The following is a 14,228-nucleotide window of genomic DNA, read 5'->3' as shown; positions in this document are numbered from 1 at the left end:
GCCTAGTCGGCGTCTTCCTTCTGCGCGCCGTGCCCGACGGGCACCGCCATCAGGCCGTGCAGCCTGGCCTGGAACGCACCGAGTGCGCCGCCGGTCAGGCGGCGGACCGAAACGAACGATACCGCGCGCGGATTGACCGCCTGGCCGTTGCGCGTGGTTTCGAAATGGAGGTGCGGGCCGGTCGACAGGCCCGAATTGCCGCTGCGGCCGATCTGTTGGCCCTTGCGCACCGACTGGCCGGGGCGGACCATCACCTTGCTGAGATGCGCATAGCCGGTGGCGAAGCCGCCGCCATGATCGATCCGCACGAGGTTGCCATAGCCCGATGCACCGCCCGCCACACGCACCACCCCATCGACCGCGGCATAGACCGGCGAGCCATAGGGCGCGGCGATGTCGATGCCCTTGTGCATGCGGGTGAAGCCCAGGATCGGGTGCATCCGCATGCCAAAGGCGGAGGAGAAGCGGCCATTGACCGGCATCGTCATCATGCCGGTCTTGCTGCCGGTGCCGCTGGCGTCGAACCATTCGGTCTTGCCGTCGCTCTCCCAGGGGGCGAGCTGGACGCCGTTCGAACAGCCGGTGACGCCGGCATACATCAGCTGGCCGTACTGGACCTCGCCGGTGGCGGCGCGCGCCTGGCCGAGGATCAGGTCGAACCTGCACGACGATCCCAGCTTCGACACCGAGACGCGGGTGGCGAGCGTGCGCAGGAAGCCTTCCACCGCCTTGGCCGGCGCGCCGGCGGCGCGGGCGGAGCGGTAGAGGCTTGATCCGATCAGCCCCTGCACGCGCAGCGGCGTGCGGTCGATCGCGATCGGGATCGACCGAATTGCCAGCGCGGCGCCGGTGCGGACTACTTCGATCCGGCGATCGAAGGCGGCGCGGAAGGCGAGCTTTTCGAGCGGGCGCGGCTGCGACGTGTCGGTGCGGCGCCCCAGCGTCATTTCCAGGACCGTGTTGCGCTGGATCTGGCCGAGCGGCATCGCGCCGGAGACGAGGCTGGCGACGATGCCGGCGTCCGCCTCGCCCACGCCCGAACGCTGCAGCACGCCGCGCAGCATCGTGCCGCTGCCGAGCCGGGCTTCATGCTCGATGATCGGGCGCTCGGGGGTATCGGTGAGCGGCTTGACCAGCCCGGTCGCGGCGACATGGATGCCGGTGCGCGATCCCTTGGCGAGCGGCGCAATCGCCTGGGCCTGCTGCGCCTGTTCGGTCTCGCCGGTCAGCGGGGCGGGCGCGATGCCGGTGATCGGCCGGTCGAAGCCGGGCGACAGCATCCAGGTGGCGGCGCACAGCGCGGCGCAGGTCGCGGCACCGCGAAACCAGGTGGCTGAACCGATATCGGCGCCGAGATCGGGCACGAGGTCGAGTGTCGCGAGCCGCTTGCCGATCCGCCCCGGCACCACCGCGGGGATCGCGCGCGCCAGGCCGCCGCCGCCACCGGCGAGGCCCGAGCCATGATCGTCGCGAAAGAACAAGCGGTGCTGCCCCTAAGACCCGATTGCGCGCGGCAAGAAGCAGCGCGTCCATCGAATCACTCTGGATTCGTGCCCTTAAAGTCAAATTAAGTTTGGCGGCACCGGCCTTCGGACGCGGCGACCCGTGCGGAAGGCGCGGCAAAGCGGCCGGTTCGGGTGCACCGTCAGGAAGTGGTGGAAAAGCGGCGGCAAGGAGTTGCCTAATGCGTCGCGGGCGCCGATCTTGGAAAACGACATGAGCCAGTTCGCCCGTTCGCCCGTCACGGCAGTGCTGGGCCCTACCAACACCGGCAAGACCCACCTCGCCGTCGAGCGGATGTGCGGCCATGCCAGCGGCATGATCGGCTTCCCGCTGCGGCTGCTGGCGCGCGAGGTGTACGACCGCGTCGTCCGGATGAAGGGGCCGACCGAAGTCGCGCTGATCACCGGCGAGGAGAAGATCCTGCCGCCCAAGGCGCGCTGGTTCTGCTGCACGGCGGAGAGCATGCCGCTGGAGCGCGAAACCGCGTTCGTGGCGCTCGACGAGGCGCAGCTCGGCGCCGATCCCGAGCGCGGCCATGTCTTCACCGATCGCCTGCTGCGCGCGCGCGGTCGCGAGGAGACGATGATCCTTGGATCGGACAGCCTGCGCCCGATGCTCAAGGCGCTGGTGCCGGAGGCGGAGATCGTCGGCCGGCCGCGCTTCTCGACGCTCAGCTATGCCGGCGCCAAGAAGCTCTCGCGCCTGCCGCGCCGCTCGGCGATCGTCGCCTTCTCGGCAGAGGAAGTCTATGCCGTAGCCGAGGCGCTACGGCGCTTGCGCGGCGGCGCGGCGGTGGTGATGGGCGCGCTTTCCCCCCGCACCCGCAACGCGCAGGTGGCGATGTTCCAGGCGGGCGAGGTCGATTACCTCGTCGCTACCGACGCGATCGGCATGGGGCTGAACATGGACGTGCACCATGTCGCCTTCGCCTCGCTCCACAAGTTCGACGGGCGGCGCCAGCGCCGGCTGACCATCGCGGAGATGGCGCAGATCGCCGGGCGTGCCGGGCGCCACCAGAAGGACGGCACCTTCGGCGCGCTCCACGAGGAGGGGCCGAGCGCCTTCACGCCCGAGGAAGTGCTCGCGATCGAAGGCCATCAGGTGCCCAGGCTCGAGCATCTCTACTGGCGCGAGGGCGAGCCGGACTTCGCCAGCATCGAAGCGCTGATCGGTAGCCTGGAGCGGAAACCGCACGCGGAGGTGCTGCGCGCCGCACCGCAGGCGACCGACCTCGCGGTGCTCAAGCGGCTCGCCGAGGAAGATTGGGTCCGCGCTCGCGTGCGCCATCCGCGCATGGTCGCGCGGCTGTGGGCGGCGTGCGGACTGCCCGATTTCCGCAAGCTCGGCGTCGATCCGCATGCGCGCTTCGTCGGGCGGCTGTTCGGGCATCTCTCCGAAGGGCGGGGCCATGTGCCGCACCAATGGTTCGCCGACGAGATCCAGCGGCTCGACAATATGGGCGGCGACGTCGAGACGCTGGCCGGTCGCATCGCCGCGGCGCGCAGCTGGGCCTATATCGCCCACCGCGCCGACTGGCTGGAAGAGCCCGCCCATTGGGCCGAGCGCACGCGGGCGATCGAGGAAAAGCTGTCCGATGCGCTCCACGCCAGCCTCACCCAGCGCTTCGTCGACAAGCGGACGACGGTGCTGCTGCGCCAGATCGGTGCCGATGCGTCCACCCTGCCGGTGACGATCGGGCCCGAAGGCGAGGTGAGCGTGGAGGAACATCCGCTCGGCACGCTGGAAGGCTTCCGCTTCAAGGTCGCGGCGGAGGCGCGCGCCGGGGACAAGCGCATGCTGCTCGCCGCTGCCGAGAAGCGCTTGGCGGGCGAATATCGTCGGCGCGGCGCGGCGCTGGCCGCGGCGACCGATGCGGAGCTCTCGCAGGTCGGCACCGCGCTTTACTGGCGCGGGCACGACGTCGCACTGCTCAAGCCGGGCGCGAACCTGGTGCGGCCGCGCGTCCAGCTCGATCGCGCGCTCGACGTGCTGGATCCGCCAGCCAAGGCCGCGGTGCAGGCGCGGCTGGAGCGCTGGTTCGCCGAACGCGTCGCGGGCGACCTGCCGGTGCTCGCCAAGCTCGATGTGATCACGCGGGAGGAAACCGCCGGCGCGCCGCTGCGCGCGCTGGCCAATGCGCTGCTCGAACAGGGCGGGCTGCTCCCCCGCCGCGCGGCGGGCGTGATGATCGAGGCGCTGGACGGACCTGCCCGGCACCGGCTGCGCCGGATCGGCATCACGATCGGCACGCTCGATATTTTCGCCCCCTCGCTGCTCAAGCCGCGCGCCGCCGCGCGCCGCCGTGCGCTGCTCGCGCTGGAAAGCGGTCCGCCCGATGCCGCCGTCGTGCTGCCGCGCGATGCCGCCGGGGCCGATCTCGTCCATGGCTTCCGCCCCTTCGGCGCGCAGGCGGTACGCGTGGATCTGGTCGAGCGGATCGCCTGCGCCGCCCATGAGGCGCGGCAGGGGCGCAAGCCCTTCGCCCCCGATCCGGCGCTCGCCACCTCGATCGGCCTCAAGCCCGAGACGATCGCGCGGCTGATGGCGCAGCTCGGCTTCCGCACCGCTCGCGGCGATGGCGATGCGCCGCAGCGCTGGATCTGGCAGGGGCTGACGCCGCTGGTGAAGCCGAAGCCGGTCCCGGTGCCCGGCAACGCCTTTGCGGCGCTGGCCGCGCTCCGCAATGGCTGAGGCGCCCGTCGGCCATGGCCCGGCGATGCGGCTGGATCGCTTCCTCTGGTATGCCCGGATCGTGAAGACGCGCAGCGCCGCGCAGGCGCTGTGCGAAAAGGGCCTGCTGCGCATCGACGGCCGCCGGGTCGAGCGTTCCTCGGCCTCCGTGCGTATCGGCGCCATCCTCGCCTTCCCGATCCAGGGCAGGGTGCGGGTGCTGCGGGTCGAGGCGCTGCCGATCCGGCGGGGCCCGCCGGGCGAGGCACGGGCCTGCTATGAGGATCTCGTCACCGATCGCGGCGTTCAGGACATGTCCGGCGATTGACGTGGGCCCCGCCCGCGCATAGCAGGACCCCCGCATTGATCGTTCGCAACCAAGGACCGTTTTCCCAATGACCTATGTCGTCACCGACGCGTGCATCCGGTGCAAGTACATGGACTGTGTCGAGGTCTGTCCGGTCGACTGTTTCTATGAGGGCGAGAACATGCTCGTCATCAACCCGAGCGAATGCATCGATTGCGGCGTGTGCGAGCCGGAATGCCCGGCCGAGGCGATCCTGCCCGATACCGAAAACGGCCTCGAAAAGTGGCTGGAGCTGAACCGCACCTATTCGGAGCAGTGGCCCAACATCACCACCAAGGGCGAAGCACCGGCCGACGCCGATGCGATGAAGGCCGAAACCGACAAGTTCGACAAATATTTCTCGCCGAACCCCGGTTCGGGCGACTGACCTGCCCGGCGGCGAGCGCCGCCAGCCTCGACGGGCCCGAAATGGTGCACGGCGCATGGATTTATGCGCCGTTCGCATGACCTTTCACTGGTAATTTTATTACGAGCGTGTTAAAGAGCGCCCGACGAAGGTTGAAAGACTCGCCTTCGCCCGGAGACGCTAGCGTATGCCCCGTGTTCCCTCGTCCGCCGCGTCCCGCGCGCCTGGGCGGGATCCGCAATCCAACCGGGGCCGGTAATTCACGAAAGGTTCCTCGCACATGGCTGCCAAGGCGCTGTCCTTCGATGTCGGCGATTATGTCGTTTACCCCAAGCACGGCGTAGGCCGTGTGATCGAGCTGCAAAAGCAGGAAATTGCTGGAATGCAGCTCGAACTTTACGTCCTGCGTTTCGAAAAAGAGAAGATGACGCTCCGCGTGCCGACCAACAAGGCCGAGAGCGTGGGCATGCGCAAGCTTTCCAGCGACAAGACGCTTCGCGAAGCGCTCGATACGCTGAAGGGCAAGCCCAAGGTCAAGCGTACCATGTGGTCGCGCCGCGCCCAGGAATATGAAGCCAAGATCAACTCGGGCGACCTCGTGTCGATCGCCGAAGTGGTCCGCGACCTGTTCCGCGCCGACGACCAGCCCGAGCAGAGCTATTCCGAGCGCCAGATCTTCGAAGGCGCGGCAAGCCGCCTCGCCCGCGAGCTGGCCGCGATGGAAGAGATCGACGAGCCGGCGGCGCTGGAAAAGATCCTGGACATCCTGCGCAAGGCCGCAGCGATCCACAACAAGGACAAGGTTCCCGCCTGAGGCGCGGACCCGAAGGGTCGGATCAAGAGGGGGCGGAGCCAAAGGCTCGCGCCCCCTTTTCGTACCAGTCCGATCGTGTATTATGGTAACAATACACGATCGGGAGATTCGACATGCGTCCGTTGCTCGTCCTCGCACTGCTGCCCATTGCCACTGCCTGCCACGCCAGCTGGGGCGACAGCAAGGGTACCAAGGTCGAGGCCAGCGGTACCGGCACCAGCCGCAGTTTCGCCGCCACGGGCTTCACCGGCGTCGCGCTGAAAGGCTCGGACGATGTCGACGTACGCACCGGCCCGACTTTCTCGGTCCAGGCGGAAGGCGAACCTGCGGTGCTCGACCAGCTCGACATCCGCCTCGACGGCAAAACGCTCAACGTGGGCCGCAAGAACCGCGCCGGGGTGATGTGGGACAAGGGCGGCGCGGCACGGATCCACATCGTGATGCCGCAGCTGCGCGACGCGACCGTCGCGGGATCGGGCACGATGCAGGTGGACCGCGCCGTCGGCAAGTTCGAAGGGGTGGTCGCGGGATCGGGCGACCTCAGCATCGCGGCGATGGCGGCGGAAGAGGCGTCGCTGTCGATCGCGGGATCCGGCAATATCACGCTGGCGGGGCGTGCGGACAAGATGGACCTCTCCGTCGCCGGGGCAGGCGACCTGAAGGGCCAGCAGTTCACCGCCAAGCGCGCAGACATCTCGATTGCAGGCTCGGGCAGCGTGCGCGCCAATGTCGGCGGTCCGGCTTCGGTCTCGATCCTCGGCTCGGGCGACGTCGAGCTGCGCGGCGGCGCGACGTGCGAGGTGAGCAAGATCGGGTCGGGTGATGTGAAGTGTTCGTAAGGGGGCGTCGGGGATCCCGGACCGCTGCGGAGCGCGGGTAACCGTCCGACGGTGACCTCCGTTGCAGCCAGGGCGGCTTGTGCGTACCCGCTTCCTCCGGGGAAAACTTGCGTGGGGGCGGCGCTATGCACAAGCTTATAGCAGTGGTGGTATTGGCGGCTGCGCTCGTATCGATTTTCGGCCCCGGTGCATTTCGGGGCCGCGCGGAGCTTCCCTTCGGTCGCCCCGAGCCGCAGCTCGTAGACATCAAACCCGGCCCTCTCGGGGTGGATGATTTCTGGATGCTCGTCGACCATTCCGCGCTGGCCGCCAGCGCCGATGCGCAGCTCGACGACCTGCGCACCAGTCTGCGTCGCTTAACCCCTGAGCAGATCGTGGACTTCGAGAAGCTGTTCACCCGCGTCCTACGGGAATCCTATTCCTGGAACCTGTGGGGTGCCGCGTATGTGGCGAACGGGGGAGCCTCGGATGACGGCTTCGAGTATTTCCGATGCTGGCTGATCTCGCGGGGTCGAAAAGTCTTCGAAGCCGTGAAAGCGGACCCAGACGCGCTTGCGGCCGTGGCGAACGATGGCAGCGGCGAGCTCGAGTTCGAGCGCTTCGCCTATGCCGCCAGCGAGGTCTGGGCGGAGAAGACCGGCAGGGATCCGAACGCGATGCCGCTCGGCCCGCGCGCGGCCTTCAGCGACAAGCCAAGCGGCGTCCCCTTCGACGAGAACGCAGGCGAACTGGCGCGACGCTATCCCAAGTTGTGGAAGCGATTCGGCAATCGCTGACGCCGAGCACGGTCGCGACCACGAAAATCCCCTTTGTTCTCGAAGGCGGTGACGCGATGGGGCGTCACGCCGCTAGCGGGAACCGCAGCAATTTGCGCTCTGTCGCCACCAGCGCCTCCGCACCCGGTCCCACGGCCCGCACGATCTCCGGATGTCCCGCATCCAGCCCGCCGGTGAGGGCGCCGAACGCCGGCAGGATCAGCTTGGTCCCGGTCGCCACGAAGCAACGCCGCGCGACGTGGCGGCCGCGCACCGTCAGCCGCAGCTTGGGGTGGAAGTGGCCGGACAGCTCCGGCCGCGTCTCGCCCGCTTCGGCTTCGTGGCGCAGCACCAGTCCCTCGACCTCGACTTCCTCGTGCACGGTGCCGCCGCAATGGTCGACCAGCACCGAATCATGGTTGCCGGTGATCCAGTGCCAGGCGAGCCTGCACGTCAACGCCGTCAGCATCGCGCGCGCCTCGGCGGGCAGCCGCTCGCAGCCCTCGACGTCATGGAAGCTGTCGCCCAGGCACCAGAGTTCGATCGGCGCGACCCGCTCGACCAGCGCTGTCAGCCCGGCGAGCGTCGCCAGCGTGTCGTAGGGCGGCAGCATCTGGCCGCCCAGTGCGAACCAGCTCGCCTTCTCGAAATGCAGGTCGGCGACGAGCAATGCCCGCCGGGCCGGCCAGTAGAGCGCGCCTTCTGGCAGCGCGCGAAAGTCGTGGCCGGCGAACGAAAGGGGAACCATGGGTCTGCTATCCCGCTTCCGTTCGCCGGCGTCAATGGGCGTCAGGCCGCAACCGTGGCGCGCACGACTCCGGTCGTCTGGCCCAGCGCGCCGAGGATGCGCACCCAGGAGCGGATGCCCTTGTGGAAGCTCTTCAGCTCGTACTTTTCGTTGGGCGAGTGGATGTTGTCGTCGGGCAGCGCGAAGCCGACCATCACGCTGTCCATGCCCAGGATCGATCGAATCGAGTTGACCACCGGGATCGACCCGCCGCAGCCGAGCAGCGCGGATTTGCCCCATTCGGCATCGAGCGCACCCTGCGTCGCCGCCAGCGGGCCGCTGTCGCTCGCCAGGCTGATCGCGAAGCTGCCGGGGCCGCGCGTCTCGAACGTGGCCGAACAATCCTCGGGCAGGCGGCGGCGAACATGGGCCTGGAACGCATCCCACACCTTGTCCGGATCCTGGGTGCCGACGAGGCGGAAGCTCACCTTGGCATGCGCTTCGGCGGGGATCACCGTCTTGAAGCCCTCGCCGGTATAGCCGCCCCACATGCCGTTGATCTCGGCGGTCGGCCGCGACCATACCTGTTCCAGCACGGTCTTGCCATTCTCGCCCGCCGGCACGCGCAGGCCGATCTCGCCGAGGAACTCGGCCGCGTCGAAGCCGAGCTTGTTCCAGCTTTCCAGCACCACCGGATCGGTATCCGGCACGCCGTCGTAGAAGCCGTCGAGCGTCACGCGGCCGTCGGCATCCTTCATCTCGCCCAGGATCCCGGCGAGCAGCTGGAGCGGGTTGCGCGCCGCGCCGCCGTACAGCCCCGAGTGCAGGTCGCGCGACGGTCCGCGCACCGTCACCTGGCCGGCGGCCATGCCGCGCAGGCCGATGGTGATGCCGGGGGTATCGCGATCCCACATCAGCGTGTCGCAGATCAGGGCGAAATCGGCCTTGAGCTCCTCGGCATGGGCATGGAGGAACGGCTCGAGGCTGGTCGAGCCCGATTCTTCCTCGCCCTCGAAAAGGATGGTGACGCGGCAGGGCAGGCGGCCCTCGGCCTGCTTCCAGGCGCGGCACGCCTCGATAAAGGTGCGCAGCTGGCCCTTGTCGTCCGAGGCGCCGCGGCCGACGATCGTCTTCGATCCGTCTGCACGCGTGTCGATCCAGGGATCGAACGGATCGCGGGTCCACAGCGCGATCGGGTCGACCGGCTGCACGTCGTAATGACCGTAGAACAGCACATGCGGCCCGTCGCCGTCATGGTGCGCGACCACCATCGGGTGCCCGGGCGTGTCGGCGACCCGGGCGTCGAAGCCGATCTCGGTCAGCTCGGCGGCGAGCTGCTCGGCGGCGTGGCGGCAGTCTGCGGCATAGGCCGGATCGGTGGAAATGGAGGGCACGCGCATCAGCGCGGCGAGGCGCTCGATGCTGGCGTCGAGCTGCGCATCGGCGAATGCAAGGACGGAGTCGGTCATGGAGCTCCAGCTATGCCTCGCCGGAGCCCGCCGCAACCCCGCTGGAGGTACAGGGGCGGGAGGTACAGGGGCTGGAGGTACAGGGGCGGGCGCAGGCTCGAGGCACTTGCCCGTCTTCCGGCGCTCTGAGATAGTCGCGGCCGGGGAAGGGACCGCGTGACAACAGCAGAAACGGGCGCGAGCGCGCGGTACGGCGCGTTCATCAGCTACAACCATGCCGATCGCGCCCGCGCGCGCTGGCTGCACCGCGCGCTGGAGCGCTATCGCATTCCCGCCAAGCTGGTCGGGCGCGAGGCTGCGTTCGGGCCGGTGCCGCGCCGGCTGGGCCGCATCTTCCGCGACCTCGACGAACTGTCTGCCGCCAGCGACCTCAGCGCCGAGGTACGCGCCGCATTGGCCGAGTCCGCCTGCCTGATCGTCATCTGCACGCCCGCGGGGGCTGCCTCGCAATGGGTGGCGCGCGAGATCGCGCTGTTCCGCGAACTCCATCCCGATCGCCCGGTGCTCGCCGCGCTGTTCGACGGCGAGCCCGCCGAGGCGCTGCCGCTGCCGCTGCGGCGCACCGCGGACGGCGCGGAGACCGAGCCGCTCGCCGCCGATTTCCGTGAGGGCAAGGACGGCAAGCGGCTGGCGCTGCTCAAGCTGGTCGCTGGCGCGGTGGGGGTGCCGCTCGACGCGCTGGTGCAGCGCGACGCGCAAGCTCGGGTGCGGCGCGTGACGGCCGTCACGGCCTTGGCGATTCTTTTGCTGCTAGCCATGGTTGGATTGGCGATCCTGGCCGTGCGAGCCCGCGGGGAGGCGGAGGCTCGGCGTGCCCAGGCGGAGGGGCTGGTGGAGTTCATGCTGACCGATCTGCGGGGCCGGCTGAAAGAGGTCGGTCGGCTCGACGTGCTTCGGGAAGTCAATGCGCGCGCGCTGCGCTATTATGGCGAGCAGGATCTGGCGACGCTGCCCCCCGACGTCCTCGCCCGCCGCGCCCGCGCGATCATGACGATGGGCGAGGATGCGATGGAGGCCAAGGAGACCGCCCGCGCCCGCGCGGCCTTCCTTCAGGCCAACCGCATCACCCACGCGCTGATCGATCGCGAGCCGAATCAGTACGACATCGTGTTCGCGCATGCGCAGAGCGAGTTCTACCTGGGACTGCTGCACTTCAAGGCAGGCGAACTTTCGGCAACCGAGCCGCACTTCGAGGCCTATGCCGCGCTGGCGCATCGGTTGATAGCGCTCGATTCGGCTGACCCGCGGAGTGCGGAAGAGGTGTCCTATGCCGCTGGCAATTTATGCGCGCTGCGGTTGGAGCAGCAAAAGGCCCGCGCAGCCATACCGCTGTGTCTGGAAGCGCTAAGTGTAGCCGAAACAATGTCACAGCGTGAGCCGCGCTCGGAGGCGCGCTGGCGGGAGGTTGCCAATCGACAGGGGTGGCTTGCAGACGCGCATTTCGAAGCCGGGAATTTAGATGCGGCGCTTGAAATTCGGCGAAAGCAGGTTGCTCTGATCGAGCGCTTGGTAGCTCGAGATTCGCAGAACGCGCGTAACCGCCGCATTTTGATCTGGGCGGAGCGAGCCTTGGCCAAGATGGAGAGCCGACATGGCGATTGGGAAATGGCGGCGCGTCACATGCGCGCTGCGATTGCCGACCTCCGTACAATGACGGAACTAGATACGGAAAATAAAGAACTCGCAATTAGATTGGCGGAGATGGAGGCTGAGATTAGCCTAATTGAGGGGAAGCATAAATGAACGGTCAGTTCCCGTTATCAATTTATCCGCCGTCTTACATTCGCTTGGTCAAGAGATATCAGATATTTGCCAGTAGCGAGGGTGGGTATCCGCTTGGTAACCTGAAGTTTCATATTCAGGGGTTTGAGGACGTCGACGAATTCGGTAACGGAAAGGAGGTCTCCGTTGAGGAGGACTTCACCCAGATCGTTCGTGACTTCGTCGTGGCAGCGCCGAACATCAAGCCTGGCCTCGCCGGGCTGACGACGCCGCCCCCTACGCCGCTGGATATCGTCGTACGCGAGCCTTGTTGCGTCATTTTCAAGCTGATCGGCGACTTCTGGGAATATACACCGAATAGCCTATATGTCAGCACAAAGCACGAATACCCAGACGGGAAGTATCGCCGTGCCTTTCCGCTTCTAGACGATCGGGGCAGGATTAATGCTGTCGGGTTTTTCGTTGAATCCGTCACCAATCCCCAGCACCGTAAGACGTGCGAAGGGCTCAATCTTTACGTTGATTTCTTGCAAGGAGATATGCGCATGCCGACGATTATCGATCCGGAAGTGGAAAATCAGGGGAGCCACGGTTCGCCGAAGCCGCCGAAGCCGCCTCAGCCGCCGGAGCCCGGTGACGGGAACTGAGCGGAAGTTCGTTGCAACCATAGGAGTATGTCAGGTCGGATGACATCGAGTGTGCTAGCGATAACGGCCCAGGCGCGTGCCGGTGCGCTCGATCTCGCCTGGCGGATGTTTCGCGACGCGGGGTATGATCGCGTCGCGGACGATCCCGCCGTGCTCAGCCTGCGCGGCAGGCTCCTCAAGGACGAGGCGCTGCTGCTCGCCGGTGAGGCCCGGCGGCAGCATGCCCGCGAAGCCGCCGCCGCCTATAGCGCGGCGGCGCAGCTGGCACCGGCCCCATACCCCCTGATCAACGCGGCGACGCTCGCGCTGATCGCCGGGGACATAGCGGGCAGCCGGGCGCTCGCCGCCGACGTGCAGGAACTGCTCCAGGCCGGCGTTCCCGACGAAACCCCCTATTGGCTCGGCGCGACCGAGGCCGAGGCGCTGCTGCTCGCCGGCGACCGCGACGCCGCCGAAGCCGCGCTCGCCCGTGCGATCGGCGCGGCGCCGCTCGCCTGGGAGGACCATGCCTCGACGCTGCGCCAATTTGGCGTGATCCTCGCCGAGCAGGGCGTATCGGCGGCATGGCTCGATGCCTATCGCCCGCCGCGCAGCCTCCATTTCGCCGGCCATATGCGGCTGCCCGAGGATGTGGCGGCGCTTTCCGATTCGATCGATGCGCTGCTGGAGCAGGAGCGGGTGGGCTTCGGCTATGGCGCGCTCGCCGCCGGGGCCGACCTGCTGATCGCCGAGCGGCTGATCGCACGCGGTGCCGAACTGCACGTGGTGCTGCCCGGCGACGTCAGGGCCTTCGTCGATCGCTCGGTGCGTCCGCACGGCGAGGACTGGGTGGAACGCTTCGAAGCTGCCCTTGGGGAGGCCGCCAGCGTCCAGGAAATGGGCGAGGCGAGTCCGGCGGCCTTCATGCCCTCGGTCCGGCTGGCTGATCTCGTCGCGATGGGGCGGGCGACGATGCATGCCGGGCTGCTCCAGTCGGAAGCGGTCCAGCTGCTGCTCGGGCCCGCCTCGGTCGACGAGGTGGGGCAGAGCGCGCATGCCGGGGGCCTGTGGCGCAAGGCCGGACGGCGCCAGCACCTGCTGCCGCTGGGCGCGTCCTCCACGCCGCACGGGGCCGATCGCACCGCGCCGCAGATCGTTGCTGTACTTGCCGTCGACCTGCTCGGCAGCGAAGGCGAGGACCTCGCCGCGCTCGACCGGGACGTCGCCGGCCGCCTGCCGGCGCTGCACCAGGCACTCCGCACTTCGCCGCCGCTTGCCGTGCGCTGGGGCGCGCGCCGCCTGCTGATCGCGTTCGAGGGTACCGGCCAGGCCTATGGCGCCGCGGTGCGACTTGCGGCGGCGCTGGGCGCGAGCGGTCCGCTCCGCCAGGCGCTGCACATCGGCCTTGCCACTGCGATCGACGATCCGGTGACGGGCGCGCCGGTGCTGCTGGGCAGCGCCTTCGACCTCGCGGAGCGCATGCTGGGCGTGACGACGCCCGGTGCCACCTTCGCCAGCGAGGCCTTTGCCGCGAGCCTGGCGGCCTGCGAGGCCGACGCCGGGCGGGCAGAGCTGGTGGGGGAAATCGCGCTGGCCGGGCAGGCGCCGACCACGCTCTACGCGCTGAAGCCGCGCTTCACACGATAAGCGCTTCCAGGCGAGCAGGGGCGACGATCTCCAGCCCGTCCTCGTGCCGCTGGACGATGCCGCGCCGCTCGAGCGCGGAAACGGCGCGCGAGACGGTCTCGCGCGCCGTCTGCACGCGCAGCGCCAGGTCCGACAGCACGGGCAGCGGCCGGATCCAGCGGCCGTCCTGTTCGCGCGCCATCCGCAGCAGCTCGGCATGGACTCGGCCATTGGCCGACAGGGTCAGGCGGGCGGAGACGAGCTGGCTGAGTGCGGAGAACTGCCGGACCATCGTGCGCGCCAGGACCACGCCCACACCGGCATGGCGCTCCGCCAGCGCGTAGAACTCGGCCGTGGCGAAGCTGGCGATCTGGGTGGCCATGGTGGCGGTACAGTCCGTCGGCTGTTCACGGCCCGGGTCCACGCCGCCGAAAATGTCGCCGGGGTGATATTCCGCCACCTGGAGCACGCGGCCGTCCAGCGTCACCATCGCTGCGCGGACATGGCCTTCCAGCAGCACCAGCACGCGGCCGGACGTCTCGCCCTGGTGAATGACGGTGGCGCCCGGCGGGCAGCGACGCGGCACCGCCGCCGCGGCCAGCTCGGCCGCGACCGCTTCGCTGCATGCGAAGAGTTGGGCGAACCGCCTCGCCAGATCGATGTCGCTTGCCCCCACGCCCCGCATTTCGCTGCGAAAACTGCACCAGCACCATGTTGGTTGATGTGCGGCATGGCAAGTCCGATCCGGATGCACGACCTCGAAT

13 protein-coding genes are annotated in these 14,228 nt (G+C 68.5%); 9 read left to right on the top strand and 4 right to left on the bottom strand.

Features of this window, described 5'->3' with window-relative positions; translation table 11 throughout:
* Nucleotides 1–2: 2 nt before the first annotated feature.
* Entirely contained in the window at nucleotides 3–1,481 is a 1,479-nt protein-coding gene (locus SPI01S_RS12480) for a M23 family metallopeptidase (RefSeq protein ID WP_066722741.1), read from the bottom strand.
* Nucleotides 1,482–1,716: 235 nt separating this feature from the next.
* Between SPI01S_RS12480 and SPI01S_RS12475 the strand changes: the two genes are divergently transcribed.
* The 6 genes from SPI01S_RS12475 to SPI01S_RS12450 all read left to right on the top strand — a co-directional run bounded on the left by SPI01S_RS12475 (nucleotide 1,717) and on the right by SPI01S_RS12450 (nucleotide 7,315).
* Nucleotides 1,717–4,194, top strand: a complete 2,478-nt coding sequence (locus SPI01S_RS12475) for a helicase-related protein (protein ID WP_066722738.1) — start codon at nucleotides 1,717–1,719, stop codon at nucleotides 4,192–4,194.
* Entirely contained in the window at nucleotides 4,187–4,501 is a 315-nt protein-coding gene (locus SPI01S_RS12470; protein ID WP_066722735.1) for an RNA-binding S4 domain-containing protein, read from the top strand. The genes SPI01S_RS12475 and SPI01S_RS12470 overlap by 8 nt, the downstream gene beginning before the upstream one ends.
* A 67-nt stretch (nucleotides 4,502–4,568) precedes the next feature.
* Nucleotides 4,569–4,907, top strand: a complete 339-nt coding sequence (fdxA, locus tag SPI01S_RS12465) for a ferredoxin FdxA (protein ID WP_066722732.1) — start codon at nucleotides 4,569–4,571, stop codon at nucleotides 4,905–4,907.
* A 259-nt stretch (nucleotides 4,908–5,166) separates the two neighbouring features.
* Nucleotides 5,167–5,700: a CarD family transcriptional regulator gene (locus SPI01S_RS12460; RefSeq protein WP_066722729.1), complete on the top strand. Its 534-nt coding sequence runs from the start codon at nucleotides 5,167–5,169 to the stop codon at nucleotides 5,698–5,700.
* Nucleotides 5,701–5,813: 113 nt separating this feature from the next.
* Nucleotides 5,814–6,539, top strand: a complete 726-nt coding sequence (locus SPI01S_RS12455) for a head GIN domain-containing protein (protein ID WP_066722726.1) — start codon at nucleotides 5,814–5,816, stop codon at nucleotides 6,537–6,539.
* A gap of 125 nt (nucleotides 6,540–6,664) precedes the next feature.
* A complete protein-coding gene (locus SPI01S_RS12450; RefSeq protein WP_084253439.1) occupies nucleotides 6,665–7,315 on the top strand; it encodes a DUF4240 domain-containing protein in 651 nt (216 codons plus the stop codon).
* Nucleotides 7,316–7,379: 64 nt separating this feature from the next.
* Here SPI01S_RS12450 and pdeM read toward each other — a convergent pair whose 3' ends face one another.
* Nucleotides 7,380–8,042: a ligase-associated DNA damage response endonuclease PdeM gene (pdeM, locus tag SPI01S_RS12445; RefSeq protein WP_066722721.1), complete on the bottom strand. Its 663-nt coding sequence runs from the start codon at nucleotides 8,040–8,042 to the stop codon at nucleotides 7,380–7,382.
* A gap of 41 nt (nucleotides 8,043–8,083) precedes the next feature.
* Complete coding sequence (locus SPI01S_RS12440; RefSeq protein WP_066722717.1) at nucleotides 8,084–9,490, bottom strand: M20/M25/M40 family metallo-hydrolase; 1,407 nt, start codon at nucleotides 9,488–9,490, stop codon at nucleotides 8,084–8,086.
* Between the two features lie 156 nt (nucleotides 9,491–9,646).
* Here SPI01S_RS12440 and SPI01S_RS12435 point away from each other — a divergent pair, with 156 nt between their 5' ends.
* Genes SPI01S_RS12435 through SPI01S_RS12425 form a run of 3 tightly spaced genes read left to right on the top strand, consistent with a single transcriptional unit; the run spans nucleotide 9,647 to nucleotide 13,485 of the window.
* The gene (locus SPI01S_RS12435) at nucleotides 9,647–11,233 is read left to right on the top strand and encodes a toll/interleukin-1 receptor domain-containing protein (protein ID WP_066722714.1); all 1,587 of its coding nucleotides are present in this window, start codon (nucleotides 9,647–9,649) and stop codon (nucleotides 11,231–11,233) included.
* The gene (locus SPI01S_RS12430) at nucleotides 11,230–11,859 is read left to right on the top strand and encodes a nucleotide synthetase (protein ID WP_066722710.1); all 630 of its coding nucleotides are present in this window, start codon (nucleotides 11,230–11,232) and stop codon (nucleotides 11,857–11,859) included. The genes SPI01S_RS12435 and SPI01S_RS12430 overlap by 4 nt, the downstream gene beginning before the upstream one ends.
* Before the next feature lie 51 nt (nucleotides 11,860–11,910).
* Nucleotides 11,911–13,485 carry a tetratricopeptide repeat-containing protein gene (locus tag SPI01S_RS12425; RefSeq protein ID WP_066722707.1) on the top strand — a complete coding sequence of 525 codons (1,575 nt, stop codon included), beginning with the start codon at nucleotides 11,911–11,913 and terminating at the stop codon, nucleotides 13,483–13,485.
* On the opposite strand, the gene SPI01S_RS12420 is transcribed toward SPI01S_RS12425, so the two are convergent.
* A complete protein-coding gene (locus tag SPI01S_RS12420) occupies nucleotides 13,475–14,140 on the bottom strand; it encodes a Crp/Fnr family transcriptional regulator (protein ID WP_218017611.1) in 666 nt (221 codons plus the stop codon). The two genes, SPI01S_RS12425 and SPI01S_RS12420, sit on opposite strands and share 11 nt — an antisense overlap.
* Nucleotides 14,141–14,228 lie beyond the last annotated feature (88 nt).

The organism is Sphingomonas pituitosa NBRC 102491 (genome assembly GCF_001598435.1).
Lineage (GTDB): Bacteria > Pseudomonadota > Alphaproteobacteria > Sphingomonadales > Sphingomonadaceae > Sphingomonas > Sphingomonas pituitosa.
The sequence above is the reverse complement of the archived record's forward strand: the minus strand, read 5'-3'. Positions and strand labels throughout refer to the sequence as shown.

Bases quoted from the DNA above. Each gene is read 5' to 3' on its own strand.
- SPI01S_RS12475 (WP_066722738.1), top strand. From the start codon at position 1,717: ATGAGCCAGTTCGCCCGTTCGCCCGTCACGGCAGTGCTGGGCCCTACC.
- SPI01S_RS12470 (WP_066722735.1), top strand. From the start codon at position 4,187: ATGGCTGAGGCGCCCGTCGGCCATGGCCCGGCGATGCGGCTGGATCGC.
- fdxA (WP_066722732.1), top strand. From the start codon at position 4,569: ATGACCTATGTCGTCACCGACGCGTGCATCCGGTGCAAGTACATGGAC.
- SPI01S_RS12460 (WP_066722729.1), top strand. From the start codon at position 5,167: ATGGCTGCCAAGGCGCTGTCCTTCGATGTCGGCGATTATGTCGTTTAC.
- SPI01S_RS12455 (WP_066722726.1), top strand. From the start codon at position 5,814: ATGCGTCCGTTGCTCGTCCTCGCACTGCTGCCCATTGCCACTGCCTGC.
- SPI01S_RS12450 (WP_084253439.1), top strand. From the start codon at position 6,665: ATGCACAAGCTTATAGCAGTGGTGGTATTGGCGGCTGCGCTCGTATCG.
- pdeM (WP_066722721.1), bottom strand. From the start codon at position 8,042: ATGGTTCCCCTTTCGTTCGCCGGCCACGACTTTCGCGCGCTGCCAGAA.
- SPI01S_RS12440 (WP_066722717.1), bottom strand. From the start codon at position 9,490: ATGACCGACTCCGTCCTTGCATTCGCCGATGCGCAGCTCGACGCCAGC.
- SPI01S_RS12430 (WP_066722710.1), top strand. From the start codon at position 11,230: ATGAACGGTCAGTTCCCGTTATCAATTTATCCGCCGTCTTACATTCGC.